Source organism: Aquamicrobium sp., assembly GCF_023954335.1.
Classification (GTDB): Bacteria; Pseudomonadota; Alphaproteobacteria; order Rhizobiales; family Rhizobiaceae; genus Aerobium.
Genome location: NZ_JAMLIE010000001.1, coordinates 2405703 through 2430563, shown reverse-complemented (window position 1 = coordinate 2430563; position 24861 = coordinate 2405703). Strand labels below are relative to the sequence as shown.

25 protein-coding genes are annotated in these 24861 nt (G+C 69.3%); 10 read left to right on the top strand and 15 right to left on the bottom strand.

All coding sequences use genetic code 11. From position 1 onward, the window contains the following. Positions 1–199: 199 nt before the first annotated feature. From M9945_RS12050 to cobU, 3 genes are all read right to left on the bottom strand, one after another. Positions 200–1378 carry an AI-2E family transporter gene (locus tag M9945_RS12050; protein WP_367944676.1) on the bottom strand — a complete coding sequence of 393 codons (1179 nt, stop codon included), beginning with the start codon at positions 1376–1378 and terminating at the stop codon, positions 200–202. A gap of 145 nt (positions 1379–1523) precedes the next feature. After that, positions 1524–2729: an NnrS family protein gene (locus M9945_RS12045; protein ID WP_367944675.1), complete on the bottom strand. Its 1206-nt coding sequence runs from the start codon at positions 2727–2729 to the stop codon at positions 1524–1526. Positions 2730–2865: 136 nt separating this feature from the next. Then, positions 2866–3384 carry a bifunctional adenosylcobinamide kinase/adenosylcobinamide-phosphate guanylyltransferase gene (gene cobU, locus M9945_RS12040; protein WP_367944674.1) on the bottom strand — a complete coding sequence of 173 codons (519 nt, stop codon included), beginning with the start codon at positions 3382–3384 and terminating at the stop codon, positions 2866–2868. Between the two features lie 214 nt (positions 3385–3598). Here cobU and cobS point away from each other — a divergent pair, with 214 nt between their 5' ends. From cobS to M9945_RS12025, 3 genes are all read left to right on the top strand, one after another. Beyond that, positions 3599–4345 carry an adenosylcobinamide-GDP ribazoletransferase gene (gene cobS / locus M9945_RS12035; protein ID WP_367944673.1) on the top strand — a complete coding sequence of 249 codons (747 nt, stop codon included), beginning with the start codon at positions 3599–3601 and terminating at the stop codon, positions 4343–4345. An 11-nt stretch (positions 4346–4356) separates the two neighbouring features. Continuing rightward, a complete protein-coding gene (cobT, locus tag M9945_RS12030) occupies positions 4357–5370 on the top strand; it encodes a nicotinate-nucleotide--dimethylbenzimidazole phosphoribosyltransferase (RefSeq protein WP_367944672.1) in 1014 nt (337 codons plus the stop codon). Between the two features lie 77 nt (positions 5371–5447). Beyond that, the gene (locus M9945_RS12025) at positions 5448–6248 is read left to right on the top strand and encodes a glycosyltransferase family A protein (protein ID WP_367944671.1); all 801 of its coding nucleotides are present in this window, start codon (positions 5448–5450) and stop codon (positions 6246–6248) included. 6 nt (positions 6249–6254) lie between these two features. On the opposite strand, the gene M9945_RS12020 is transcribed toward M9945_RS12025, so the two are convergent. The 9 genes from M9945_RS12020 to M9945_RS11980 form a co-directional block, all read right to left on the bottom strand. Continuing rightward, a complete protein-coding gene (locus M9945_RS12020) occupies positions 6255–6848 on the bottom strand; it encodes a GNAT family N-acetyltransferase (protein ID WP_367944670.1) in 594 nt (197 codons plus the stop codon). Between the two features lie 4 nt (positions 6849–6852). Next, positions 6853–7266 carry a ketosteroid isomerase-related protein gene (locus M9945_RS12015; RefSeq protein WP_367944669.1) on the bottom strand — a complete coding sequence of 138 codons (414 nt, stop codon included), beginning with the start codon at positions 7264–7266 and terminating at the stop codon, positions 6853–6855. After that, positions 7263–7709, bottom strand: a complete 447-nt coding sequence (locus M9945_RS12010) for a YcgN family cysteine cluster protein (RefSeq protein WP_367929818.1) — start codon at positions 7707–7709, stop codon at positions 7263–7265. The genes M9945_RS12015 and M9945_RS12010 overlap by 4 nt, the downstream gene beginning before the upstream one ends. Before the next feature lie 72 nt (positions 7710–7781). Continuing rightward, a complete protein-coding gene (gene eno, locus M9945_RS12005; RefSeq protein WP_367944668.1) occupies positions 7782–9056 on the bottom strand; it encodes a phosphopyruvate hydratase in 1275 nt (424 codons plus the stop codon). Between the two features lie 108 nt (positions 9057–9164). Next, positions 9165–9530, bottom strand: coding sequence for a PRC-barrel domain-containing protein (locus M9945_RS12000; protein ID WP_367944667.1), 366 nt, complete (start codon positions 9528–9530; stop codon positions 9165–9167). A gap of 66 nt (positions 9531–9596) precedes the next feature. After that, the gene (gene kdsA / locus M9945_RS11995) at positions 9597–10430 is read right to left on the bottom strand and encodes a 3-deoxy-8-phosphooctulonate synthase (RefSeq protein WP_367944666.1); all 834 of its coding nucleotides are present in this window, start codon (positions 10428–10430) and stop codon (positions 9597–9599) included. Next, on the bottom strand, positions 10427–11269 hold the full coding sequence (locus tag M9945_RS11990; RefSeq protein WP_367944665.1) for a VOC family protein: 843 nt from the start codon (positions 11267–11269) through the stop codon (positions 10427–10429). Before M9945_RS11990 ends, kdsA begins: the two co-directional genes overlap by 4 nt. Further along, a complete protein-coding gene (locus M9945_RS11985) occupies positions 11266–12894 on the bottom strand; it encodes a CTP synthase (RefSeq protein ID WP_367944664.1) in 1629 nt (542 codons plus the stop codon). The genes M9945_RS11990 and M9945_RS11985 overlap by 4 nt, the downstream gene beginning before the upstream one ends. 12 nt (positions 12895–12906) lie before the next feature. After that, on the bottom strand, positions 12907–13083 hold the full coding sequence (locus M9945_RS11980; protein ID WP_367944663.1) for a hypothetical protein: 177 nt from the start codon (positions 13081–13083) through the stop codon (positions 12907–12909). Here M9945_RS11980 and M9945_RS11975 point away from each other — a divergent pair. Then, entirely contained in the window at positions 13067–13477 is a 411-nt protein-coding gene (locus M9945_RS11975) for a universal stress protein (RefSeq protein ID WP_367930713.1), read from the top strand. The genes M9945_RS11980 and M9945_RS11975 overlap by 17 nt on opposite strands. A 79-nt stretch (positions 13478–13556) precedes the next feature. On the opposite strand, the gene secG is transcribed toward M9945_RS11975, so the two are convergent. Together secG and tpiA are read right to left on the bottom strand one after the other, a co-directional pair. Then, on the bottom strand, positions 13557–13928 hold the full coding sequence (gene secG / locus M9945_RS11970; RefSeq protein ID WP_367930712.1) for a preprotein translocase subunit SecG: 372 nt from the start codon (positions 13926–13928) through the stop codon (positions 13557–13559). A 142-nt stretch (positions 13929–14070) separates the two neighbouring features. After that, positions 14071–14835 (bottom strand): triose-phosphate isomerase, encoded by a 765-nt coding sequence (tpiA, locus tag M9945_RS11965; protein WP_367944662.1) that lies wholly within the window; start codon positions 14833–14835, stop codon positions 14071–14073. Positions 14836–14962: 127 nt separating this feature from the next. Here tpiA and M9945_RS11960 point away from each other — a divergent pair, with 127 nt between their 5' ends. The 6 genes from M9945_RS11960 (at position 14963) to M9945_RS11935 (ending at position 21044) form a co-directional block, all read left to right on the top strand. Continuing rightward, a complete protein-coding gene (locus M9945_RS11960) occupies positions 14963–16849 on the top strand; it encodes a SurA N-terminal domain-containing protein (RefSeq protein ID WP_367944661.1) in 1887 nt (628 codons plus the stop codon). Positions 16850–16859: 10 nt separating this feature from the next. Beyond that, positions 16860–17900 carry an anthranilate phosphoribosyltransferase gene (trpD, locus tag M9945_RS11955; protein WP_367944660.1) on the top strand — a complete coding sequence of 347 codons (1041 nt, stop codon included), beginning with the start codon at positions 16860–16862 and terminating at the stop codon, positions 17898–17900. Beyond that, complete coding sequence (gene trpC, locus M9945_RS11950) at positions 17897–18697, top strand: indole-3-glycerol phosphate synthase TrpC (protein WP_367944659.1); 801 nt, start codon at positions 17897–17899, stop codon at positions 18695–18697. Before trpD ends, trpC begins: the two co-directional genes overlap by 4 nt. 3 nt (positions 18698–18700) lie before the next feature. Further along, positions 18701–19183 (top strand): cyclic pyranopterin monophosphate synthase MoaC, encoded by a 483-nt coding sequence (gene moaC / locus M9945_RS11945; protein WP_367944658.1) that lies wholly within the window; start codon positions 18701–18703, stop codon positions 19181–19183. 1 nt (position 19184) lies between these two features. Further along, complete coding sequence (gene glp, locus M9945_RS11940) at positions 19185–20396, top strand: gephyrin-like molybdotransferase Glp (protein WP_367944657.1); 1212 nt, start codon at positions 19185–19187, stop codon at positions 20394–20396. 123 nt (positions 20397–20519) lie between these two features. Next, positions 20520–21044, top strand: coding sequence for a BA14K family protein (locus M9945_RS11935; RefSeq protein ID WP_367944656.1), 525 nt, complete (start codon positions 20520–20522; stop codon positions 21042–21044). A gap of 96 nt (positions 21045–21140) precedes the next feature. Here the strand turns inward: M9945_RS11935 and putA are convergent, their stop codons facing one another. Then, positions 21141–24749, bottom strand: a complete 3609-nt coding sequence (gene putA / locus M9945_RS11930; RefSeq protein ID WP_367944655.1) for a bifunctional proline dehydrogenase/L-glutamate gamma-semialdehyde dehydrogenase PutA — start codon at positions 24747–24749, stop codon at positions 21141–21143. Between the last annotated feature and the right edge of the window lie 112 nt (positions 24750–24861).

Below are 24861 nucleotides of genomic sequence, written 5' to 3'. Positions count from 1 at the left end.
CCGCGATGCATGGGTTCCGAATCTGTCGCGCCGCCATCGGCGCGCCCGAGAGTTGAAAGGCTATGACACCGCCGGTCCCGTCAAGCCTGAATTCGGCGGGAGCGGCAATGTGCAACATTGTGCTGATGCAGACGCACAATGGCAGAATCCTGACGGGATGAACAGGCGGAACGCGACAAAAATGCGTCGAATCAGCGTCTTATTCGCCTCTTGGCAGGACCGGCGGCACTGCGGGAGGCTCCGCCGCCGCCACGACCTCCTGCGTCTGCATCTCGTGGAGCCATTCGCGCCAGATCGCGACGAGCAGCGCCATCAGCACCGGGCCGATGAACAGGCCGAGGAAGCCCATGGTCTTGACGCCGCCGATGAGGCCGAAAAAGGTCGGCAGGAAGGGCAGCTTGATCGGCCCGCCGACGAGCTTGGGCCGCAGCGTCTTGTCGACGATGAACAGCTCCGTCGCCCCCCAGGCGAAAAGGGCGACGCCGGCGAAGGGCGAGCCGGACGCGACCAGATAGACGGAGACGAGGGTGAAGGAGAGCGGCGCGCCGCCGGGAATCAGCGCCATGATGCCGGTGATGACGCCGAGCGTCACCGGCGACGGCACGCCGGCGATCCAGTAGGCGATGCCGAGCACGATGCCCTCGCCGATGGCGATCAGCGTCATGCCCATGACGGTCGAGCTGATGGTGGCCGGAACGACGCGCGAGATGCGCCCCCAGCGCCCGGGCAGGATGCGCTCGCCGAGCGTGTCGAGCTGGGCGACGAAGTTGGCGCCGTCCTTGTAGACGAAGAACAGCGCGATCATCATGAACAGCAGCGTCAGCAGGAGGTCGAACAGGCCGGTGCCGGCAGCCAGCACCGCGCGGTAGATCGAGCCGATATTGGCGCCGCTGACGATCTGCACCAGTTCGCCGAGCGCGCCGGGATGGCCGATATAGCGGAACCATTGCTCGTCGAGCCACTGGCCGATGCCGGGAAGCGCGACCATCCACTCGGGCGTCGGCGCGCCGGTGCGGTTGGTCTCAACCGCCCAGGTGAACCAGATGCCGACCTCCTGGATCGTGTAGCTGATGGCCATGACCAGCGGCACGATGAGGAAGGCGAGAATGAGCAGGATGGCGATGGTGGCGGCCAGTGCCCGGTTGCCGCCGCAGCGGCGCAGGATGTCGCGATAGACCGGCCAGCTGGCGAAGCCGATGACCAGCGCGGCAAGCACCGGCACCAGGAAGCCGTGGAAGAAGTAGACGCCGGCGGCGATGACGAGGACGAGCAGCCAGCGCGCCAGCGACAGCGGCGGGATGAGCGCGTGGCGCGCGGGCGCGGTGCTGCCGAGCCAGCGCGGCTCCTGCTGTTGGCTGGGCTTGGTGGTCTGGTCCATCGCCGGCTGTCGCGGCCTCCCGTCCTTGCTGCGCGTCGCACGCTTCATGAAAGCATACGCCATGAATTGTGTCGCATTGGCGAAGAAGCGCGGTCAAGCAGCGATTGGCCGGCAGCGGAATTCTTTGCTTTTCGTTGCGGCAGGCTCAGGCGGGGCGCGGGTTCGGCTGGCGCGGCTTCAGCCGCGGGCGCAGCACCATCGGGCCGTAATGCAGGGCAAAGCCGAAGAAGGCGGCGATCCACAGCGTGGCCGAGACATGCAGGATCGGCGTTTGCCCGGGCCAGAAGGCGGCGATGAAGCGCAGCACCGTCGACAGGACGATGGCGACATAGATCAGACCGGTGGCGCGGTCGGCCTTCAGCTCGCGCCCGGTGTGGCCGAGCGTGGAGCGGGTCATGACCGCGAGGGTCATCGCCCCGATCGCGCCGATGCCGAAGACGTGAATGCCGGCGACGGCAGGGACGGCGGCCGGAAACAGCGCCGCGAGCCCGGAGACGACGAGGCCGAGCGGAACGAAGGCATAGGCGACGTGCAGCACGACGACCAGCCCGTCGCGCCAGGCCCGCTCGCCCGCCCAGCGCGCCAGCCGGGCGACGTTGAGCGCGCCGGCGGCGAGGAGCAGAAGCCCGGCAAGCGGCCCGCCGGGCATGAAGGTCCACAGCCCGAGCGCGACGGCGGAGACGACGATGGCCACGCCGTCGAAGCGCCCGAACGGGATCGGCAGCCGGCCCGGATTCTCGCGCGCCAGCCAGTTGCGGGTGAAGCTCGGGATGATGCGCCCGCCGATGATCATGATGAGGACGAGGGCGGCGGAAAGCGCCAGCCTGCGGCCGAGATCGGTGATGCCGTAAGTTTGCGCCTCGACATGGAACAGCACGTTGGCGAGGAAGAGGACGAGGACGGGGGCGAGCACCTTGAGGTTGCGCCAGTTGCGCCCGGCAACGATCTCTATTCCCGCCGCGGCGGCGACGGCGAAAAGGAAGGCGCAATCGATCGCCATCGCCGCCAGCCAGCCGATGTCGGCGGAGAAATAGATAGCGACGCGCCCGGCGGCCCACAGCAGGACCAGGGCGAGCAGCGAATAGCCCTGCACCGGCAGGCGGCCGGTCCAGTTGGGGATCGCCGTCAGCAGGAAGCCGGTGATGATGGCGGGCAGGAAGCCGAACAGCATCTCATGGGCGTGCCAGTCGACGGGCGTGAACAGGCTGGACGTCTCGAGCGCGCCGGTCAGCATCGGCACCCAGGCGAGCACCGTCAGCCCGCCATAGATGGCCCCGAACAGGAAGAACGGGCGAAACCCATAGGACAGGATCGCCGGCAGCCCGTCCGGTCTCGTGCGCGGTATCGCCATTCGGGATCTCCATGGGGACGATCCTGTCGTGGGGACCGTCTCTAACTGGTATATCAAATGCGATTTACCAAGCACGACCTCTCCACCACAAGGGCGAAAAGGTCGCACGATACCTGACGCGCCGGGCGGGCGGCGTCTATTTGACCGCGAGCGGCATGCCGGCGACCGTGAAGGTGACGCTGTCGGCGACGGTCGCGACCATCTGGTTCAGCCGGCCGGCCTCATCGCGAAAACGCCGGGCCAGCGCGTTCTCGGGCACGATTCCCATGCCGACCTCGTTGGCGACCACGACCCACGGCCCGCGCGGCGCGGCAAGGACGGCGACGAGGCGGCGTATCTCGCGGTCGACGTCGTGGTCGGCCAGCATGATGTTGGAGAGCCAGAGCGTCAGGCAATCGACCAGCACCGGCGCGCCCTCGGGCATCACGCCGAGCGTCTCGGCGAGGTCGAGCGGCGCGTCGACAGTGCGCCAGCGCCCGTCGCGGCGGGCGCGGTGGTGGGCGATGCGCTCCTCCATCTCGTCGTCGAACGCCTGCGCGGTGGCGATATAGGTCCAGGGTGCCGGGTGCGCGGCGATCAGCGCCTCGGCGTGGCTGCTCTTGCCCGAGCGCGCGCCGCCGACCACCAGCGTCAGGCTTGCCTGCCGGTCAGCCATGGCCGCGTCCTTCCTGCATCGTGATCTTCATCGTTCTTCCCCCCAATTTGCAGACGAGCCCGCCTGCCCGAGGATCATACCCCGAATCGTCCTCGTCGCACCATGGCGCGCGGCGCGTTGACATCGCCGCCGGGCAAACCCTAAATCGGCTTCCACCCGTTCCGGCCGGAGCCGAAGCCGCTTGTCCTTTCACCTTCCCGGATTGCCCGTCCTCATGCGCGACGCCGCCGGCGCGATCTCGTTCTATACCCGCCTGCCCCTCCCGCTCGACGCCGGCCGGCAGCGGACCTTCGCCGACATCCAGTGGGCCGCGCCGCTTGCCGGGGCAGTCGTCGGCATCGGCGTCGGCGGGGCGTTGTGGCTGGCGCTGCTGCCCGGCCTGCCGCCGCAGCTTGCCGCCGCCTTCGCCATTGCCGCCGGGGTCGCGCTGACCGGGGCGCTGCACGAGGACGGGCTGGCCGACACCGCCGACGGCTTCGGCGGCGGCAGGAGCCGTGACGACAAGCTCGCCATCATGCGCGACAGCCGCATCGGCTCCTATGGCGTGCTGGCGCTCGGCCTGTCGCTGCTCGCCCGCTGGGCGGCGCTCGCCGCGCTCGCGGAAGCCTCGATTGCCGGCGCGATCCTCGCGAGCGTCGCGGCGCATGCCGGCTCGCGCGCGGTGCTTCCGGCCCTGCTGGCAGCCCTGCCCCCGGCGCGCGCCGACGGGCTTTCGGCCGGCATCGGCACCATGGGCAATGGAACCACGCTCGCGGCGCTGGCGCTCGGCTTCGTCTTCCTCCTGCCCTGCGGCCTCGCCTTCGCCGTCGTCTCGTCGCTGGTTCTCGGCCTCGTCGCCTTGCTCGTCGCGCGCCTCGCGCTGGCGCAGATCGGCGGGCAGACCGGCGACGTGCTGGGCTGCGCGCAGCAGGCCGGCGAGATCGCCCTCCTGTCGGCCGCGACCGTCTTCCTCCTGCCATGACCGGAACCGCCATGCCCGCGCCGACCACCATCGATGCCATTCGCGCCCTCGCAGCCGCGCTGCCTGCCGGCGACGAGCTGGCGGCTGCGGACGCCGCCTCGAGGCAGGCGACGCTGACCAAGCCGCCAGGCAGCCTCGGCAGGCTGGAGGCGCTGGCGGTGTTCCTCGCCCGCTGGCAGGGCCGCGCCGTCCCGCGGCTGGAGCGCGTCGAGGTGCTGGTCTTCGCCGGCTCGCACGGCATCGCCGGACGCGGCGTCTCGGCCTTTCCCGCCGAGGTGACGGCGCAGATGGTGGCGAATTTCGCCGCCGGCGGCGCGGCGATCAACCAGCTTGCCCGCGAGGCGAATGCCGCGCTGAAGGTCGTGCCGCTTTCGATCGGCGAGCCGACCGCCGATTTCACGCAAGGACCGGCCATGGACGAGGCCGCCTTCGTCGCCGCCGTGCGCGCCGGCATGGAGGCGCTCGACCCGCAGGCCGACCTCGTCTGCCTCGGCGAGATGGGCATCGCCAACACCACAACCGCCGCGGCCGTCGCAGCCGCGTTGTTCGGCGGCGACGGAGCAGACTGGGTCGGGCGCGGCACCGGCGTCGACGATGCCGGCCTCGCCCGCAAGGCGGCGACCGTCGACGCGGCGCTGCGGCTGCACGGCGCGGCGCTCGCCGACCCGCTGGAGGCGCTGCGCCGCGTCGGCGGGCGCGAGCTCGCGGCGATGTTCGGCGCGGCGCTCGCCGCGCGGCGCCGTTCCATTCCTGTGGTCGTCGACGGTTTCGTCGCCAGCGCGGCGCTCGCGCCGCTGTGCCGGCTGGACGAGGGCGGGCTGGCGCATGTCCTCGCCGGCCACGTCTCGGCCGAGGCCGGGCACCGGCGGCTGCTCCATCATATGAGGCTCGACCCGATCCTCGACCTCGGCATGCGGCTCGGCGAGGCGTCGGGCGCTTGCCTCGCCATCACCGTGCTGCGCGGCGCGCTGGCCTGCCACGCCGGCATGGCGACCTTCGCCGAGGCCGGAGTCTCGGGAGGCTGACAGTTTCGCATGATATGGCCGCCTTCGAGGACAACGCCTACAATCCCGTACCGATACCGATAAAGCGAGTACCACCGTTGCGCGTCATCGTCTCCCTCTCCTCGATCCCGTCGCGTTTTTCCGGCATCGGGCCGACCCTTCTGTCGATCCTGCGGCAGGTGACCCCGCCCGACGAGATCCGCCTTTACATCCCGCATCGCTACAGGCGCTTCCCGGACTGGGACGGCGCGCTGCCCGAGGTGCCGGAGGGGGTCGAGATCCATCGCTGTGCCGAGGATCTCGGGCCGGCGACGAAGATCCTTCCCGCCGTGCGCGATCTTCGCGGCGAGGACGTCGAAATCCTGTTCTGCGACGACGACCGCATCTACGATCCCGAATGGCTCGGCCGCTTCGTGGCGGCGCGGCGCGCGCATCCCGACTGCGCGATCGTCGAGGCCGGCCGCTTCGTTCCCGGCTTCAGGGGCACCGCCACCCCGCGCGCCCGGCCGCGCCGCAAGGGCTGGCGCTACCGGCTGGCCCGGATCGCATCGCTCGGCCTCTACGCGCCGCCGCCATGGGTTTCATCCGGCCATGTCGATGTCCTGAAAGGCTTCGGCGGCGTGATGATCAGGCCGGACTTCATTCCCGACTTCGCCTTCGACATCCCCGACATCCTGTGGACGGTGGACGACCCGTGGCTCTCGGGCTGCCTCGCCGCGAACGGCGTGAATATCTGGCTGAACGCGGGGGCGATCCCCTCGATCGAGCGGCGCATCGCCGGCCGCGATTCGTTGCTGAAATTCTCCGTCCGCGGCCATGGCCGCGACGACGCCAACCATGCCTGCTTCCGCTGGTTTCAGGAGAACCGGGGCATCTGGATCGATGCGCCCAAGGCGTGAGCGCGGCTAGAGAGTCCTTTGCCAGAACTCCATCGGCTTGACGGTCTCGTGCGCCTCGCCGACGTCGCGCCAGGAAAAGCCGGTGGCGAGGCCCTCGATGCGGGCATAGCCGCGCCTCGTCCAGAAGGCGTCGAGCGGCGCGTAGCCCGCCGGGCGCGCCGGATGGTCGGCCGGGCGCACGACCGAGGAGAAGACGCAGCGCGAAAAGCCGGCCTCGCGCGCCGCCTGCTCCCGTTCCTCGAAGAAGCGGACGCCGACCCCGCGCCCGCGATAGGCCTTCCGCAGCACCGACTCGCCGAAATAGAAGAAGTCGGCCGGGTCGAGCCCGCGCGCCGCGAACGGGCCGGCGAACTCATCGAAATGGTCGGAAAGCGGCGCGGCCGTCGCCGCGCCGACGAGCGCGCCGCCGTCGAGCGCGCCGATCACCACCGCGCCGGGCGACGCCATAAAGGTGGCGAGATAGCGCCGCTCGTAGTCGAAGTCTCCCTCATAAAGATAGGGAAAATCACGGAAAACCTCGATCCGTAGTCGGGCGAGGTCGTCGAAGGCTGCCTCCGCCTCCGGGCGCGAAAGCCGCCGGACCTCGACCGCAGCCGTCACGGCTTCAGCCTTTCTCGACCTGCGCCGTCCAGTCGGCGAGGTTGTAATAGGTGGTGACGCGCGAGATCAGCCCGTCGTCGACCTCGAAGAAGATGCCGGCCGGCAAGGCGTAGGTCTGGCCGTTGGCCTCCGGCAGCCCCTCGGCGGTGGAGAGATAGGTGCCGTGGACGGTGAACTCGGCCGCGCCACGCCCGCCGCCCTGCCCGGCCATGACGACCACGTCCTCCAGCCGCTCGCGGTAGTGACGGTCCATCATGCCGAGGAACCAGCGGAACTTGTCCTTGCCGATCTGGCGCTCGCCCTGGTTGATGTCGTGGGCGACGTCGTCGGAGAGGCAGGCGAGCATGGTGTCGCGGTCGCCGGCGTTGAAGGCGTCGATATAGCGGCGGACCAGCGCAATCGTGTCGGCTTCGCTCATGGTTCTTCCTCCAGCATGTGGTCGAAATAGTCTTCGGGGTCGGGCAGATCGTCCTCGCTGGCCGTGACCCGGCCGCGCACCGAGATGCCGGCCTCGTGAACCGTCTCGCGGCTGCCGGAGACGAGATGGTGCCACCAGTAGAGGTCGTGCCCCTCGGCGACAAGCCGGTAGGCGCAGGTCTGCGGCAGCCAAGCAATGGTGCGCACGTTCTGCGGCGTTAGGCGGATGCAGTCCGGCACGCTGGCGAGGCGGTTGTCGTAGTCGCGGCAGCGGCAGGTCTTGTCGTCGAAAAGGCGGCAGCCGACGCTCGTCCAGTAGATGTCGCCGGTGTCCTCGTCCTCGAGCTTGGCGAGGCAGCACTTGCCGCAGCCGTCGCACAGCGCCTCCCACTCAAGCGGCGTCATCTCTTCCAGCGCGGTGGTCTTCCAGAAGCCTCTCGACATGTCGGCGGATGTGGCGGTTCGGGGCCGGCGGGTCAAGCCCCCCCCCGGCCTCCGGGCCGTCATCGAGCGCCCCTACCCCTTGAGAATGCCGCGGCCGGCATAGCGCGCATGCGCGCCCAGCTCCTCCTCGATACGCAGGAGCTGGTTGTACTTGGCCATGCGGTCGGAGCGGGCGAGCGAGCCGGTCTTGATCTGCCCGCAATTGGTGGCGACCGCGAGGTCGGCGATGGTCGAGTCCTCGGTCTCGCCCGAACGGTGCGACATCACCGCCGTATAGGCGGCGCGGTGCGCGGTCTCGACCGCGTCGAGCGTCTCGGTCAGCGTGCCGATCTGGTTGACCTTGACGAGGATCGAGTTGGCGACGCCCATGCGGATGCCGTCGCGCAGGCGGGCCGAATTGGTGACGAACAGGTCGTCGCCGACGAGCTGGACCTTGGCGCCGGTCAGGTCGGTCAGCGTCTTCCAGCCATCCCAGTCGTCCTCGGCCATGCCGTCCTCGATGGAGATGATCGGGTAGTCGGCCGCGAGCTTGGCGAGATATTTCGCCTGCGCCTTCGGGTCGCGCGTCTTCCGCTCGCCCTCGTAGACGTAGTTGCCGTCCTTGAAGAACTCGGTCGAGGCGCAGTCGAGCGCGATGGCGACGTCCTCGCCCGGCTTGTAGCCGGCCTTCTCGATCGAGGCCATGACGAAGTCGAGCGCGGCCTGCGCGCTCTTCAGGTTCGGCGCGAAGCCGCCCTCGTCGCCGACATTGGTGTTGTGGCCGGCGTCCTTCAGGCCCTTCTTCAGCGTGTGGAAGATCTCCGCGCCCCAGCGCAGGCCCTCGCGGAAGGATTCCGCGCCGACCGGCATGATCATGAATTCCTGGAAATCGATCGGGTTGTCGGCATGGGCGCCGCCGTTGAGGATGTTCATCATCGGAACGGGCAGCACATGCGCGCCGGCGCCGCCGACATAGCGGTAGAGCGGCAGCGCGGCGGCCTCGGCGGCGGCGCGGGCGACGGCCAGCGAGACGCCGAGGATGGCGTTGGCGCCGAGCCGCGCCTTGTTGGGCGTGCCGTCGAGGTCGATCATCGCGCGGTCGATCTGGATCTGGTTCTCCGCCTCCAGCCCGCCGATGGCTTCGAAAATCTCGCCGTTGACGGCGTCGACGGCATTTTGCACGCCCTTGCCGAGATAGCGGGCGCCGCCATCGCGCAGCTCGACGGCCTCGTGCGCGCCGGTCGAGGCGCCGGAGGGGACGGCCGCGCGGCCCATGGAGCCGTCCTCCAGCACGACATCGACCTCGACGGTCGGATTGCCGCGGCTGTCGAGGATTTCGCGGCCGACGATGTCGATGATGGCGGTCATGGCAGGTTCCTTCGCCTGGATGCGGTGCAAAATTCGCCGCCGTCTTAGCGAAAGGCTTCTGCCGAGGCAATCTCCGCCATCATTTCCCGCCGTGGTTCCGCCAGGGCCTCAGAGCCAGTAGCGGGGAACCTTGTAGTAATCGTAGGAGGCGTCGCGCGCCTGCGTGCCGTCATCCTTGGTCAGGTCGTTGATGTCGTAGACCGGAGCCGCTTCGAGCTGGCTGCGGGTGAACGGCACGACGTAGCCGCCGCGATGCGGCTCGTAGTCGAGGCTGGCCCACGGAACGGTGTGGTACTTCTCGCCGATGCCGAGAAAACCGCCGAAACCGACCACGGCGTACATGATGTTGTTCGACGACTTGTCGAGCATGACATCCTCGATGGTGCCGATATGCTCGCCTTCGGTGTTGTAGACATCGGTGCCGATGACGCGCGATGCCTGAATGGCCTGGGTATGTCCTGTGGCGGTAGCCATGATGGTCTCTCCTGTGCGGCTGCGCCCCCGTGCATCAACAACGGGGCAGACGGCGAGGAGGTTCCGCTACAGCCCCTTGGCGATGCGGTCGAAGGCCAGAAGCGTCTCGATCAGGCGCGGCATGTCGGACAGGCGCACCATGTTCGGCCCGTCGGAGGGGGCGTTGTCGGGATCCTGGTGCGTCTCGATGAAGATTCCGGCGACGCCGACCGCGACAGCCGCGCGCGCCAGCGTGCCGACGAAGCGGCGCTCGCCGCCAGAGGAGCCGCCCTGCCCGCCCGGCTGCTGCACCGAATGGGTGGCGTCGAAGATCACCGGCGCGCCTGTCTCGGCCATGATCGGCAAAGAGCGCATGTCGGAGACGAGCGTGTTGTAGCCGAAGGACGCGCCGCGCTCGGTAAGCAGCACGTTGGCGTTGCCCGAGCCCGTCACCTTGGCGACGACGTTCTTCATGTCCCACGGGGCGAGGAACTGGCCCTTCTTGACGTTGACGACCCGGCCGGTCCGCGCCGCCGCGATCAGAAGGTCGGTCTGACGCGACAGGAAGGCCGGGATCTGCAGGATGTCGACCGCGCCCGCGACGAGCGCGCACTGCTCCTCGGTGTGGACGTCGGTCAGGAGCGGCAGCTCGAGGTCGCGCCGGAGGTCCGAGAAGATCGGCAGCGCGGTTTCCAGCCCGGCGCCGCGCTTGCCGGAAAGAGAGGTGCGGTTGGCCTTGTCGAACGAGGTCTTGTAGACGAGGCCGATGCCGAGCTTCGCGCAGATTTCCTTCAGGCTGCCGGCCATGTCGTAGGCGTGCTGGCGCGTCTCGAGCTGACACGGCCCGGCGATCAGCGCCAGCGGCGCATCGTTGGCGAAGCGGACATTGCCGACGCTGACAGAAGGATTCGGCGCGGTCATGGCGTTTCCTCGAACACGAACTCGACGCCCTGCCCGCTTGCCGGCGGCACGTGAAGGCGTTTCTCGCGCTCGTCGTAGCCGATGCCGTTGGCGTTGAACAGCGCGCGCGTGCCATCCAGCGAGCGCACGCCGAACGCGATGGCGCCAAGGCGCGGGCGCACGGCGTCGTCGCTTGCGGCGACACGCAGCACGGTGTTGGCGAGCGCGACCTCGGTCGTCCCGCCCTTCTGCGTCGCGTCGGCGCGGCCGGCGGCGGCGAGAAAAGCGGCGAAGCGCGCCGGGTCGGCCGCCTCGGCGGCGACGGCGGCTATCCGCGTCGCGCCGTTCGCATGGCGCTCCAGCGCCGAGCGGTCGATGGCCGGCACCTTGCGCCGCTCGCAGGCGAAGAAAAAGGCGTCCGCGCCGCCTTCCGGGGCGGCGAAGGCGAGCAGGAAGGAGGCGATGTCGGCCTTGCCGTCCGGGTCCATCGACGGGCGCGAGAATTCGACCATCGGCCCGCCGGACATGCCGAGCCGGGAAAATTCCGCATGGTCGGCCTCGGCGTCGCCGGTGGTGAAGACGAGGCCCGAAAGCCCCTCCTCGCCCCGCGTCTCGCGAAAACGCCGGTCGCCGGCGACGAAACTGTTGCCGGCGGCGACGGCCGCATCGGCGATCGCCGCATCGCCGACCGTGAGCGGCTCGATGAAGGTGCCGTCGGCGAAATAGACGCAGGCGTTGATCGTGCCGAAGGGATGGGTGCCCTGCGGCGCGACGGTGAAGCCCAGCCTCTCCAGCCGCGCCCGCGATGCATCGAGCCCGGCGACGGGCAGCACCAGATGGTCGAGGCCGCGCGTGCTCACACCAGCCGGCTCTGGTCGACCGCCGCGGCGATGAAGCTGGCGAACAGCGGGTGCGGCTCGAACGGGCGCGACTTCAGCTCGGGATGGTACTGGACGCCGATGAACCAGGGATGGTCGGCATATTCGATCGTCTCCGGCAGCACGCCGTCGGGCGACATGCCGGAAAACACCAGCCCGCACGCCTCCAGCCGCTCCTTGTAGTCGATATTGACCTCATAGCGATGGCGGTGGCGCTCGGAAATCGCGGTCGCGCCGTAGATCGAGGCGATCCGCGTTCCCTCGACGAGGGAGGCGTCGAACGCGCCGAGGCGCATCGTGCCGCCGAGGTCGCCGGAGGCCTTGCGCTTTTCCAGCATGTTGCCCTTGAGCCATTCGGTCATCAGGCCGACGACCGGCTCCTTGGCTTCACCGAACTCGGTCGAGGAAGCGTTCTCGATGCCGGCCAGCGAGCGCGCCGCCTCGATGCAGGCCATCTGCATGCCGAAGCAGATGCCGAAATACGGCACCTTGCGCTCGCGCGCGAACTTGGCGGCGAGGATCTTGCCCTCGGCGCCGCGCTCGCCGAAGCCGCCGGGCACGAGGATGCCGTGGACCTTCTCGAGGAAGGGCGACGGGTCCTCCCGCTCGAACACCTCCGATTCGATCCATTCGAGCTTGACGCGCACGCGATTGGCCATGCCGCCATGGGCGAGCGCCTCGATCAGCGATTTGTAGGCGTCCTTGAGGCCGGTGTACTTGCCGACCACGGCGATGGTGACCTCGCCCTCGGGATTGTGGATGCGCTCGGAAATCTCGTGCCAGCGCTCCATGCGCGGCTTGGGCGCGGGATCGATGCCGAAGGCGGCCAAGACTTCGCTGTCGAGGCCTTCCTTGTGATAGGCCATCGGCACGTCATAGATATGGGCCACGTCGAGCGCCTGGATGACGGCCGATTCGCGCACGTTGCAGAACAGCGACAGCTTGCGGCGCTCTTCCTTGGGAATCTGCCGGTCGGCGCGCACGAGCAGGATGTCCGGCGCGATGCCGATGGAGCGCAGCTCCTTGACCGAATGCTGCGTCGGCTTGGTCTTCAGCTCGCCCGCGGTCGGGATCCACGGCATCAGCGTCAGGTGGATATAGACCGCCTGCCCGCGCGGCAGCTCGTTGCCGATCTGGCGGATGGTCTCGAGGAACGGCATCGCCTCGATGTCGCCGACCGTGCCGCCGATCTCGCACAGGACGAAGTCGTAGTCCTCGTTGCCGTCGAGGACGAAGTTCTTGATCTCGTCGGTGACGTGCGGGATCACCTGCACGGTCGCGCCGAGATAGTCGCCGCGCCGCTCGCGCTCGATGATGTTCTTGTAGATGCGGCCGGTGGTGATGTTGTCGTGACGGTCGGCCGAGCGCCCGGTGAAGCGCTCGTAATGGCCGAGGTCGAGGTCGGTCTCCGCGCCGTCGTCGGTGACGAAGACCTCGCCGTGCTGATACGGGCTCATCGTGCCCGGATCGACATTGAGATAGGGGTCGAGCTTGCGCAGTCGCACACGGTAGCCACGCGCCTGCAACAATGCTCCGAGAGCCGCCGCAGCGATGCCTTTGCCGAGTGAGGAGACCACGCCGCCGGTTATGAAAACATATCGCGCCATGGGAACCGAGCCTTAGCCGGGCGAATCTGATTCCGCCAGCGGAAAATCGCGCAATCCGGTTTTTCCCAGAACGCATGCCTTCGCAGCGCCCGCTTGATCGAGCGCAAGGAAGCTGTCATGCGAAAGGATATGGGTTTCCACGGCGGAAGGCCGCATCAAGAGGGAGAAAGCCATGTACAGCACCATCATCGTTCCGATCGACCTTTCGCAGGAAACGAAAGGCCGGCGCATCCTCGATCTCGCCACCCGGCTCGGCGGCGACGGCGCCCGCATCATTCTCGCCAACATCCTCGAGGAGCTGCCGGGCTATGTCGCGATAGAGCTGCCGGCGGGCCTGATGGACCAGTCGCGCGCGGATGCCGAGGCGAAGCTGAAGGCGATCGCCGCCGATGCCGGCGTCAAGGCCGAGATCGCCGTGCGCGTCGGCCACCCCGGCAACGAAATCCTCGAGCTGGCCGAGGAAACCAAGGCGGACCTGATCATCGTCGCCTCGCACCGCCCCGGCCTTCAGGACTATTTCATCGGCTCGACCGCCGGCCGCGTCGTGCGCCACGCCAATTGCTCGGTGCTCGTCACCCGCTGACGCGCCGCGCGAGGCCAGGAAACGAAAAACGGGCGGTAACCGCCCGTTTTTTATTGCCCCGATGAAGCCGAAAGACGGCTTACTGGCCGCTCGGCACCTGCGGCTGCGCTGGTTCGGCCGGCGCAGGCGGCGTATCGGAGCCGCCGAGCTGGTCGAGCACGCCGCCACTGCCGGCCGGAGCGCCCTGCTCGGTCGTCTGCGGAACGCGGTCGAGGATGTCGATGGGCTGCTCGCCGTAGCGGGCGAGGATGGAGAGCGCGAGCGAGGTGGCGAAGAACGCGGCCGCGAGCAGCGCCGTGGTGCGGGTCAGCGCGTTCGCCGCGCCGCGCGCCGTCATGAAGCCCGAGCCGCCGCCGATGCCGAGGCCGCCGCCTTCGGAACGCTGCAACAGCACCACGCCGACGAGGGCGAGGACGACCATCAGATGGATGACGATGAGGAGTGTCTGCATGGTTCGCTTCCGCAAATTCTAGTTCCGCGCGCGGCGCTGGCGACGCCGGCCGGACGCGGCTCAATACACGGCTTCGCCGCGCTTTCCAACCCATATGGCCCCGCGATGCGGAGCAAAAAAGGCCGCGCGGCGGAATTTCGCCTCAGAGCGAGCGGTAGGCTTCCGCGATCCCGAGGAAATCGGTGGCCTTGAGGCTCGCGCCGCCGACCAGCGCGCCGTCGACATTGGCGATCCCCATCAGCTCGACCGCGTTGCCCGGCTTGACCGAGCCGCCATAGAGGATGCGCACTTTCGCCGCTTCGGCGCCGAGCAGCTTTTCCAGCTCCTTGCGGATATGGGCATGCGCCTCGGCGACATCGGCGGCGGACGGCGTCAGGCCCGTGCCGATGGCCCAGACCGGCTCGTAGGCGACGACCGCGTTGGCGGCCGTGGCGCTCGCCGGCACGGAAGCCGCGATCTGCGTCGACAGCACGTCGAGCGTCCTGCCCGCCTCGCGCTCGTCCCTGGTCTCGCCGATGCAGATGATGGCGGCGATGCCGGCCCGCCACGCGGCCATGGCCTTGGCGTTGACGATCGCGTCCGTCTCGCCGTGGTCGGTGCGGCGCTCGGAATGGCCGACGATGACGAAGGACGCGCCGGCGTCCTTGAGCATCTCGGCCGAGACGTCGCCGGTATGCGCGCCGCTTTCACTGGCGTGGCAGTCCTGCCCGCCGGTCTTCACCGGGCTGTTGCGCAGCACGTCGGACGCACGGGCGAGCAGCGTCGCCGGAACGCACACGAGCGCGTCGGTCTCGGTCTCCAGGCCGTGCATGAAGCCGTTGCCGATGGCGACCGCCTCGGCAAGCGAGGCGCTGGTGCCGTTCATCTTCCAGTTGCCGGCGACGAGCGGGCGGATACCGGGGGTCATCGGGCTTGTCCCTTCCTTGCTTTGGCCATGTTGGCTGGCTTCCTAGCAAAAACCGGGCACAAAGCAATCGACACCGGCCGGGAAGGACGGTATTGCCCTTTCTCGCATCTGTTAACCGGAAGACGACATGCTCACCATCCTCAGAAACGCCGCCGGAACATGGGTCGCCAAGCTGCTTCTCCTCCTGCTTGTGCTGTCCTTCGCCGTCTGGGGCATTTCGGGGCAGATCGCCGGCGGCCTCGGCTCCAACGTGGTGAGCGTGGGCGAGACGCGCGTTTCCGTCACCGAGTACCGCCTCGCCTATGACCGGCAGGTCGCGCAGTTCTCGCAGCAGTTCGGCCGCCCGATCACCCGCGAGCAGGCGCAGGCCTTCGGCATCGACCAGATGGTGCTGGCGCAGCTCGTCGCCGGCGCGGTGCTGGACGAGCAGGCGCGCGAGATGCGGCTCGGCCTGTCGCGCGACCGCCTCGCGGCGCTGACGGCCGAGGACCCGGCGTTCCGCGGCCCCGACGGGCGCTTCGACCGCAACCAGTTCGAATGGGTGCTGCGTCAGGTCGGCATGTCGGCCAACGACTACCTGAAGAACCGCGGCCAGGTCGCGGTACGCCAGCAGATCGTCGAGGCCGTCTCCGACGGCATGAAGGCGCCCGATGCGCTGCTGCGCGCGGTCTCGCTCTATTCCGGCGAGGACCGCACGGTCGACTATCTCGTCCTGCCGCGCTCGCTGGTCGAGCCGGTGGAAGCGCCGTCCGAAGAGGCGGTCGCTGCCTGGTTCGAGGCCAACAAGGCCAGCTATGCCGCGCCCGAATACCGCGAGATCTCCTACATCAAGCTCGAGCCGGACGACATCGCCGACCCCGCCGCCATCTCGGAGGACGACGCCCGCGCCTATTACCAGCGCACGATCTCGCGCTTCACCAGCGCCGAGCAGCGCACCATCGAGCAGATCGTCTTCGCCGACGAGGCGAAGGCGGCGGCCGCGCTGGAGCGCATCCGCGGCGGCGCGACGTTCGAGGACATCGTGGCCGAGGAAGGCAAGACCCTGCCCGACGTGCTGCTCGGCACGTTCGAGAAGGACAAGGTGGCGGACCCGGCCATCGCCGAGGCCGCCTTCTCGCTCGATCAGGGCGCGGTGAGCGAGGTCGTGCCGGGCGCGTTCGGGCCGATCCTGCTGCGCGTCACCGCGATCACCCCCGAGCGGGTCACGCCCTTCGAGGAAGTGGCCGAGACCGTGCGCAACGAACTCGCGCTCGACGAGGCTAACCGGGTGCTGCTCGACGTCCACGACGCCTATGAGGACGCCCGCGCCGGCGGCGACACCATGGCCGAGGCCGCGGACAAGCAGCGCCTCAAGGTCGTTACCATCGACGCCATCGACCGCAACGGCCGCACGCCGGAAGGCACGGTGCTGACCGACCTTCCGCAGTCGAGCGAGCTGCTGCGCGAGGCGTTCGAGGCGGAGCCGGGCATGGAGAACCCGCCGATCAGCATCGGCTCGGTCGGCTTCCTGTTCTACGAGGTCGATTCCGTCGCCCCGGCGCGCGAGCGCACGCTGGACGAGGTGCGCGACCGCGTCGCCGCCGACTGGACGGCCAACGAGGCCTCGACCCGGCTGGCGCAGAAGGCCGTCGAGACCGAAAACGCGATCGCCGGCGGCCGGCCGATCGCCGAGGTGGCGGGCGAGCTCGGGCTGGAGGCGCAGACGCGCCGCGGCCTGAAGCGCGACGGCACCGACAGCGATCTCGGCGAGGCGGGCATCGCCGCCGTGTTCGGCGTCGGGCGCGGCCAGACCGGCGTCACTCCCGGAGAGAGCGGCGACACTCAGATCGTCTTCCATGTCACCGACGTCGTCCACCCGGTCGATGCCGGCCCGGATGCGCTGCCGCAGGCGATGCGCGACCGCTACGCCAGCGGGCTCGCCGACGACCTTCTCGACCAGCTCGTCGCGAGATTGCAGAGCCAGTATCCGGTCAGCGTCGACCGTGCGGCGATGCAGCAGGCCCTCAGCTTCTGAGGCCGCGCGGATGGCGGACCTGAAAGCCCATATCGCCAAGGTGGCCAACGGCACGCCGCTGTCCTTCGAGGAAGCGCGCGAGGCGTTCGACGTCATCATGTCGGGCGAGGCGACGCCGAGCCAGATCGGCGGCTTCCTGATGGCGCTGCGCGTGCGCGGCGAGACTGTGGCCGAGATTTCCGGCGCCGTCGCCACCATGCGCGCCAAGATGCTGCCGGTGAAGGCGCCGGCCGGCGCCATCGACATCGTCGGCACCGGCGGCGACGCCTCCGGCTCCTACAACGTCTCGACCTGCGCCGCCTTCATCGTCGCCGGCGCGGGCGTGCCCGTGGCCAAGCACGGCAACCGGGCGCTGTCGTCGAAATCCGGCGCGGCCGACGCCCTCGCCGCGCTCGGCATCAATATCGAGATCGGCCCGGACGCGATCTCGACCTGCATCGGCGAGGCCGGCGTCGGCTTCATGTTCGCGCCGCTGCATCATTCGGCGATGCGCCATGTCGGGCCGACGCGCGTCGAGCTCGGCACCCGCACCATCTTCAACCTTCTCGGGCCGCTGTCCAATCCGGCCGGCGTCAAGCGCCAGCTCGTCGGCGTCTTCTCGCCGCAATGGGTCGAGCCGGTGGCGCACGTGCTGAAGGAGCTCGGCTCGGAAGCGGTCTGGGTCGTCCATGGCGACGGCCTCGACGAGATGACGACGACCGGCACGACGCAGGTGGCGGCGCTGGAGAACGGCGTGGTCCGCACCTTCGAGGTGACGCCCGAGGAAGCGGGCCTGCCCCGCGCCGACCCGCAGGATCTCAAGGGCGCGGACGCAGCCCACAACGCCGCCGCGCTGCGCGCCGTGCTGGCCGGCGCGAAGAACGCCTATCGCGACATCGCTGTGCTGAACGCCGCCGGCGCGCTGGTCGTCGCCGGCAAGGCCAGAACCCTCGTCGAAGGCGTCGAGATCGCCTCGCATTCGATCGACAACGGCTCGGCCCTTTCGGTGCTGGAGCTGCTCGGCCACGTCTCCAACCGGGGAACGGTCTCCAACCGGGGGACTGGGGCATGAGCGACATCCTGCGCCGGATCGAGGCATACAAGCGCGAGGAGATCGCCGCCGCCAAGGCGGCGCTGCCGCTCGCCGAGGTCAGGGCGCGCGCCGCCGGTGCCGCCCCGCCGCGCGGTTTCCGCGCCGCGCTGGAGGCGAAGCATCGCGCCGGGCTTCTGGCGCTGATCACCGAGATCAAGAAGGCGAGCCCGTCCAAGGGGCTGATCCGCGCCGATTTCGACCCGCCCTCGCTCGCCCGCGCCTATGAGGCCGGCGGCGCGGCCTGCCTTTCGGTGCTGACGGATCGCCCGTCCTTCCAGGGTGCGCCCGAGTTCCTGATGCAGGCGCGCGACGCGACTGCCCTCCCCGCCCTGCGCAAGGACTTCATGTTCGAGCCCTATCAGGTTCACGAGGCGCGGAGCTGGGGCGCGGACGCGATCCTCGTCATCATGGCCAGCCTCACCGACGACGAGGCCAAGGCGCTCGAGGACGAGGCGCACGGCCTCGGCATGGACGTTCTGGTCGAGGTCCACGACGAGGCGGAGCTGGAGCGCGCGCTGAAGCATCTTTCCTCGCCGCTCCTCGGCATCAACAACCGCAATTTGCGCACCTTCGAGGTCGGTCTCGAAACGTCGGAGCGGCTGGCGCGGCTCATTCCCGCCGGCAAGCTCGTCATCGGCGAAAGCGGCATCTTCACCCATGCCGACTGCCTGCGCCTGAAGGAAAGCGGAATCGAGACCTTCCTCGTCGGCGAGAGCCTAATGCGGCAGGACGACGTCACCGCTGCGACCCGCGCCCTGCTCGGGCTGACGGAATAGGCCATGGCCTCGCTCACCCACATCGGCGCGAGCGGCGAGGCCGACATGGTCGATGTCGGCGGCAAGGACGAAACCGAGCGCACGGCGATCGCCGAGGGCGCGGTCGTCATGAAGCCGGAAACGCTGGCGCTCATCCTCGAGGGCAACGCCAAGAAGGGCGACGTGATCGCCACGGCGCGGATCGCCGGCATCATGGCTGCCAAGCGCACCCATGAGCTGATACCGCTCTGCCACCCCCTGCTGCTGACCAAGGTGTCGGTCGACATCGTGCCGGACGAGGCGCTGCCCGGCCTGCGTGTCACTGCGCTCGCCCGCGTCACCGGCAAGACCGGCGTCGAGATGGAGGCGCTGACGGCGGCGTCCGTCGCGTGCCTGACCGTCTACGACATGGCCAAGGCCGTGGACCGCGAGATGACCGTCACCGGCATACGGCTCGTCGAGAAGCGTGGCGGCAAGTCGGGCGATTACCGCAGGCAGGCGGACTGACATGGCCGCCGGCCTCCTGCCGGTCGACGAGGCGCTGGCGCGGATCTTCGACGGCGTCCTGCCCCTTCCGGCGGAAGACGTTCCTCTCCACGAGGCCGCTGGCCGTGCCCTCGCCGCCGACATCGTCGCCGCGCGGGCGCAGCCGCCCTTCCCCGCCTCGGCCATGGACGGCTATGCCGTGCGTGCGGCCGATGTCGCAACCGTGCCGGCGACGCTTGCGCTCGTCGGCCGCTCGGTTGCCGGCCGGCGATTCGCTGGCAGCATCTGCCCCGGCGAGGCCGTGCGCATCTTCACCGGCGCGCCGGTTCCCGACGGCGCGGATGCGATCCTGATCCAGGAAGACGCCGATGCCGGCGCGGACGGCACCGTCACAGCGCGCGAAAGCGCCGCCGCCGGGCGCCATATCCGCCGCGCCGGCCTCGATTTCGCCGCCGGCGAAGCGGTGCTGGCAAGGGGCCGCGTCCTCGACGCCGCCGCGTTGGCGCTGGCCGCCGCCACCGGCGGGGCAGCGGTTCCGGTCGTGCGCCGGCCGCTGGTCGCCATCCTGTCGACCGGCAGCGAGCTGGTGCCTCCCGGCACGCCGCCAGGACCGGACCAGATCGTCGCCTGCAACGCCTACGGGGTCGCGGCGCTGGTCGGGCAGGCCGGCGGACGGGTGGCCGATCTCGGCATCGAGCCCGACGACGAGGCAAGGCTGCGCGCCGCGATCCGCCGCGCGCTGGCTGTCAGCGCCGACGTGATCGTCACGCTCGGCGGCGCCTCGGTCGGCGAGCACGATCTCGTCGCCTCCGCCCTCGCCGCCGAGGGCATGTCGCCCGGCTTCTGGAAGATCGCCATGCGCCCCGGAAAGCCGCTGATGTTCGGCCGGTTCGGCGACGTGCGGGTGCTCGGCCTGCCGGGAAATCCGGTTTCCAGCCTCGTCTGCTCGCACCTGTTCCTCAAGCCGCTGGTCGCGGCGCTGGCCGGTCTGCCCTATGCCCCGGACGTGCGCGAGGGCATCCTCGCCGCGCCGATGGCGGCGAACGACCATCGCCAGGACTATGTGCGCGCCGAAGCGGTCGTCCAGGGGCAATATCTCTCCGTCACCCCGTTCGCCACGCAGGATTCGTCGATGCTGAAGACGCTGGCGCGAGCGAACGCGCTGATCGTGCGCGTGCCGAATGCGCCGCCGGCCGCGGCCGGAGAGGCCTGCCGTGTCCTTATCCTGCGCTGAGGAATCGGTCGCCGTGCGACGGTGCGATGGCGTACGCTGGCACAACTTTTTATGGAACCATCCCGCACAAAACCTGTTATTCTGCACTAGAAGGGCAAATAGACGGACCATCAGGAGAACGTGATGTTCAAGATCGTTTCCACTGTGTGCGCGGCGGCGATGATGTTCACGCTGCCGTTGACAACGCCCGGATTTGCCATGCCGAAAGCTGCGCCCTCATGGGTTGAGCAAGGCGCGACGCAGGTTCAGGTTGAACGGGAATGGCGGCGTGGCGAGCGTCAGTGGCGCGGCGAGCGTAACTGGCGCGGCGGCGACCGCAACTGGCGACGTGGCCATCATCCGGGCCCCCGCTATGGCGGCGGCTGGGAGCGTCGCGGTGATTACTATTATCTTCGCGGCCATCGCGGCTATCGTCACCATCGTCCGGACTATCGCCAGTATAATGGCTGGTGGTTCCCGCCGGCAGCGTTCATCGCCGGCGCGATCATCGGCGGCGCCATCGCCAACGAGCCCCCGGTCCGGTATCGTCCGCGCGGGAATGCCCATATCGATTGGTGCTACAACCGCTACCGTTCGTATCGCGCGTCGGACAACACCTTCCAGCCCTATAATGGCCCGCGCCGCCAGTGCAGGTCGCCTTACGGCTGAGATGGCAGATAACGGACCGGCCTTCGCGGCCATCCGAAAGGAAACCCCGCCTCACGGCGGGGTTTTCGTTTTCAAGAGACCTTCCGCGCCTCAGCCCTACTCGTCGGCGGCGGCCAGCAGGCTGGCATTGCCGCCGGCGGCGGTGGTGTCGACGCACACGGCGCGCTCATGGGCGTAGACCACCGGGTCAATCGCCTGCGTCACCAGCCGCACGATCGGCCCGTCGCGGCCGGCGAGCGCCGTCCGCAGTGTGCGCAGCGTATCGGGATCGGCATCGCAGGCGACGACATCGACGTCGATGTCGCGGAGATTTGCCGGGTCGAGCGTTCCTTCCAATGCCTCGAGCGGCAATCCCTTGCCGATCAGCGGCGCGAGCGCGGCGCGGGCGCCGCGGGCGACGGCAAGCACGGCATTGCCCGCCGCCAGCGCCTGGATCGCCTGCGCCAGCAGCGTGTCGGCATCCGGGCCGAGGCAGAGCGCGGTGCCGCGCGGGCAGAGCAGCAGCGTGTTGGCCTCCCCCGTCGGCCCCGGCAGATCGACGGGACCGAAATCGACCGAGGCGGCGGCGGCGATCGCCGACGCGCCCTTGCCGCGCAGGTGCTTGCGCAGGATCTCGACCCGGTCCGCCCTCGCCGACCAGCCGTCGCGGGACGCATCGGGCGTATGGTCGCGCAGCGCCTGAAGCGAGACGGCGGCCGCATCGGCCGGCTTCGCCCCGCCTGCAGACGCGGCCTTGCGGAAGCGGCGCAGGTAATGCGGGCCGCCGGCCTTGGGGCCGGTGCCGGAGAGCCCTTCGCCGCCGAAGGGCTGCGAGCCGACGACCGCGCCGATCTGGTTGCGGTTGACGTAGATGTTGCCGGCATGGATGCCGTCGATGAGGTGCTGCACCCGCGCGTCGATGCGGGTGTGCAGGCCGAAGGTGAGGCCGTAACCCCTGCCGTTGATCGCCGCGATCACCCGGTCGATGTCGTCGGCGTCGAAGGTCGCGACATGGAGGATGGGGCCGAACATCTCGCGCTCCATCTCGCCGATCCCGGCAACGCGCAGGATGTGCGGCGCGACGAAGCGGCCCGACGACGGCGCATTCAGCCGGGCGACGAGCTTGCCCTCGCCCTCCATCTTGCGCGCGTAAGCGAGAAGCGCGTCGCGCGCCTCGTCGTCGATCACCGGGCCGACATCGGTCGACGCGAGCCACGGGTCGTCGAGGTTGAGCGCCTCCATCGCCCCTTTCAGCATCTCCAGCACCTTTTCCTCGACATCCTTCTGGATATAGAGGACGCGCAGCGCCGAGCAGCGCTGGCCCGCGCTCTGGAAGGCGGAGGCGACCACGTCGCGCACCGCCTGCTCCGGCAGGGCGGTCGAATCGACGATCATGGCGTTGAGGCCGCCGGTCTCGGCGATCAGCATCGCGTCGGGCGCGGCGGTCTTCGCCAGCTGACGTTCGATCATGCGCGCGACCTCGGTCGAGCCGGTGAAGCAGACGCCGGCGATGCGCGGATCGGCCGTCAGCGGCGCGCCGACCGAGGGGCCGTCGCCGGGCATGAGCTGGAGAATGTCGGCGGGAACACCGGCCTCCTGCAGGAGCGCGACCGCCCGGGCGGCGATCAGCGGCGTCTGCTCGGCGGGCTTGGCGATCGCCGCGTTGCCGGTGGCGAGCGCCGCCGCCACCTGGCCGGTGAAGATGGCGAGCGGGAAGTTCCACGGCGAGATGCAGGCGATGACGCCGCGCGCGCTGGTCCCCTTCTCGGCGGCGGCGGCCTCGGTCGCGTAGTAGCGCAGGAAATCGACCGCCTCGCGCAGCTCGGCAACCGCGTCGGCCAGCGTCTTGCCGGCCTCGCGGGCGCAGAGCGCGAAGAACTCGACGGCATTGACCTCGTAGAGGTCTGCCGCCTTCGAAAGCGCGGCGGCGCGCACGGCCACCGGGGTCTTCTCCCATGCCGGCTGCGCCTTCAGCGCCTTGCCGACGGCTTTCTCGACGGCGGCGGCATCCGCCTCGAACACCTCGCCGACGACCTCGTCGGGCTTCGCTGGATCGACGACGGGGCGCGCCTTCTTTCCCGCGCCCGCCTTCCAGCGATGCGGCGCGGCGAATTTCGCCCGGCCTTCCTCGATCCGCGCCATGGTCACCGGATCGGTGATGTCCCAGCCGGCGGAGTTGGCGCGGCCGGCGCCGAAGATGTCCGCCGGGCGCGGGATGGCCGGGTTCGCAGCCCGGCCTTGCGCGGCCACGGCATCGAACGGGTCGCGGGCGATCTCGGCGGCGCTGACGCTCTTGTCGACGATCTGGTGGACGAAGGAGGAGTTGGCGCCGTTCTCCAGCAGGCGGCGCACCAGATAGGCGAGAAGGTCGGAATGCGCGCCGACCGGGGCGTAGATGCGGCAGCGCGTGCCTTCGCTGGCGCGCACCGCCTCGTGCAGCGCCTCGCCCATGCCGTGCAGGCGCTGGAACTCGAACGCGTCCTTGCGGCCATTTGCAAGAGCGAGGATCGCCGCCACCGTATGGGCGTTATGGGTGGCGAATTGCGGATAGATGCGGTCGGTCATGCCGAGCAGCTTCCTGGCGCAGGCGATATAGGAGACGTCGGTGTTGGGCTTGCGGGTGAAGACGGGATAGCCGGAAAGCCCCATCACCTGCGCACGCTTGATCTCGGTGTCCCAGTACGCGCCCTTGACGAGGCGCACCATGATGCGGCGGTCGAGCTTTGTTGCCAGCGCGTGCAGCCAGTCGATGACGAAGGCGGCGCGCGGGCCGTAGGCCTGCACGACGACGCCGAACCCGTCCCAGCCGGCGAGATCGGGATTCTCCAGCGTGCGCTCGATCACGTCGAGCGACAGGTCGAGCCGGTCCGCCTCCTCGGCGTCGACGTTGAGGCCCATGCGCGCCTTCCTGGCGGCGAGCGCCAGCGTCGTCAGCCGCTCGACCATCACGGGCAGCATCGCCTCCTTCTGCGTCGCCTCGTAGCGCGGGTGGATCGCCGACAGCTTGACCGAGATGCCGTGGTTGCGGGCGATGTCGTCGCTGGAGGCGCTCTCGGCCAACGCGCCGATCGCATCCGAATAGGCGCGGTGATAGCGCAGCGCGTCGCCTTCCGTGCGGGCGGCCTCGCCCAGCATGTCGAAGGAATAGAGATAGCCCTTCTTGGTGAAGTCGCGGCCGCGCTTCATCGCCTCGGCGATGGTGCGGCCGAGCACGAACTGCTCGCCCATCTCGCGCATCGCCGCCGACACCGCCTTTCGGATCACCGGCTCGCCCAGCCGCCGGATCATCGAGCGCAGCGTGCCCTCGATGCCGCCCTCGCCGTCCTCCAGCACACGGCCCGTCAGCATCAGCGCCCAGGTCGAGGCGTTGACGAAGATCGACGACGAGCCGGAATGCGACGACCAGTCGTGCGGCGCGATCTTGTCGCGGATCAGATCGTCCATCGTGTCGGCGTCCGGCACGCGCAGCAGCGCCTCGGCAAGGCACATCAGCGCGACGCCCTCGCGGGTCGAAAGGCCGTACTCGGAAAGGAATATCTCCATCAGCTCGGGGCTCGACGCGCCGCGCACCGCCTCGACCAGCCCGGCCGCGCGGGCGGAAATCCCCGAGCGGGCCTCGTCGGAAAGATCGGCGAACCTGACAAGGCGCGCGAGCGCGGCGTCCTCGTCGGGCAGGTAGTTGTCGCGGATGGACGTGCGGAGCGATGCCAGCGTGTTCGATGCCATTGTTGACCGTCGGAAAAATTGGGGTTGGACCTTTCGCCGACATTACCATGCGCCGGAAAAGGCGGCCTGTCCAAACCGTTCGACTTTATGGGCCGCCCGGTCTATTGATGAG

What these genes read in the sequence shown, in the direction of transcription:
- cobS (WP_367944673.1), top strand. Translation starts at nt 3,599, where the DNA reads ATGCGCGACGCCGCCGGCGCGATCTCGTTCTATACCCGCCTGCCCCTC.
- M9945_RS11985 (WP_367944664.1), bottom strand. Translation starts at nt 12,894, where the DNA reads ATGGCGCGATATGTTTTCATAACCGGCGGCGTGGTCTCCTCACTCGGC.
- M9945_RS12000 (WP_367944667.1), bottom strand. Translation starts at nt 9,530, where the DNA reads ATGGCTACCGCCACAGGACATACCCAGGCCATTCAGGCATCGCGCGTC.
- M9945_RS11980 (WP_367944663.1), bottom strand. Translation starts at nt 13,083, where the DNA reads ATGATGGTGCTGTACATGGCTTTCTCCCTCTTGATGCGGCCTTCCGCC.
- M9945_RS11975 (WP_367930713.1), top strand. Translation starts at nt 13,067, where the DNA reads ATGTACAGCACCATCATCGTTCCGATCGACCTTTCGCAGGAAACGAAA.
- tpiA (WP_367944662.1), bottom strand. Translation starts at nt 14,835, where the DNA reads ATGACCCCCGGTATCCGCCCGCTCGTCGCCGGCAACTGGAAGATGAAC.
- putA (WP_367944655.1), bottom strand. Translation starts at nt 24,749, where the DNA reads ATGGCATCGAACACGCTGGCATCGCTCCGCACGTCCATCCGCGACAAC.
- trpC (WP_367944659.1), top strand. Translation starts at nt 17,897, where the DNA reads ATGAGCGACATCCTGCGCCGGATCGAGGCATACAAGCGCGAGGAGATC.
- cobT (WP_367944672.1), top strand. Translation starts at nt 4,357, where the DNA reads ATGCCCGCGCCGACCACCATCGATGCCATTCGCGCCCTCGCAGCCGCG.
- moaC (WP_367944658.1), top strand. Translation starts at nt 18,701, where the DNA reads ATGGCCTCGCTCACCCACATCGGCGCGAGCGGCGAGGCCGACATGGTC.
- M9945_RS11960 (WP_367944661.1), top strand. Translation starts at nt 14,963, where the DNA reads ATGCTCACCATCCTCAGAAACGCCGCCGGAACATGGGTCGCCAAGCTG.
- cobU (WP_367944674.1), bottom strand. Translation starts at nt 3,384, where the DNA reads ATGGCTGACCGGCAGGCAAGCCTGACGCTGGTGGTCGGCGGCGCGCGC.
- M9945_RS12010 (WP_367929818.1), bottom strand. Translation starts at nt 7,709, where the DNA reads ATGTCGAGAGGCTTCTGGAAGACCACCGCGCTGGAAGAGATGACGCCG.
- M9945_RS11935 (WP_367944656.1), top strand. Translation starts at nt 20,520, where the DNA reads ATGTTCAAGATCGTTTCCACTGTGTGCGCGGCGGCGATGATGTTCACG.
- secG (WP_367930712.1), bottom strand. Translation starts at nt 13,928, where the DNA reads ATGCAGACACTCCTCATCGTCATCCATCTGATGGTCGTCCTCGCCCTC.
- eno (WP_367944668.1), bottom strand. Translation starts at nt 9,056, where the DNA reads ATGACCGCCATCATCGACATCGTCGGCCGCGAAATCCTCGACAGCCGC.
- M9945_RS12045 (WP_367944675.1), bottom strand. Translation starts at nt 2,729, where the DNA reads ATGGCGATACCGCGCACGAGACCGGACGGGCTGCCGGCGATCCTGTCC.
- trpD (WP_367944660.1), top strand. Translation starts at nt 16,860, where the DNA reads ATGGCGGACCTGAAAGCCCATATCGCCAAGGTGGCCAACGGCACGCCG.
- M9945_RS12050 (WP_367944676.1), bottom strand. Translation starts at nt 1,378, where the DNA reads ATGGACCAGACCACCAAGCCCAGCCAACAGCAGGAGCCGCGCTGGCTC.
- kdsA (WP_367944666.1), bottom strand. Translation starts at nt 10,430, where the DNA reads ATGACCGCGCCGAATCCTTCTGTCAGCGTCGGCAATGTCCGCTTCGCC.
- M9945_RS12015 (WP_367944669.1), bottom strand. Translation starts at nt 7,266, where the DNA reads ATGAGCGAAGCCGACACGATTGCGCTGGTCCGCCGCTATATCGACGCC.
- glp (WP_367944657.1), top strand. Translation starts at nt 19,185, where the DNA reads ATGGCCGCCGGCCTCCTGCCGGTCGACGAGGCGCTGGCGCGGATCTTC.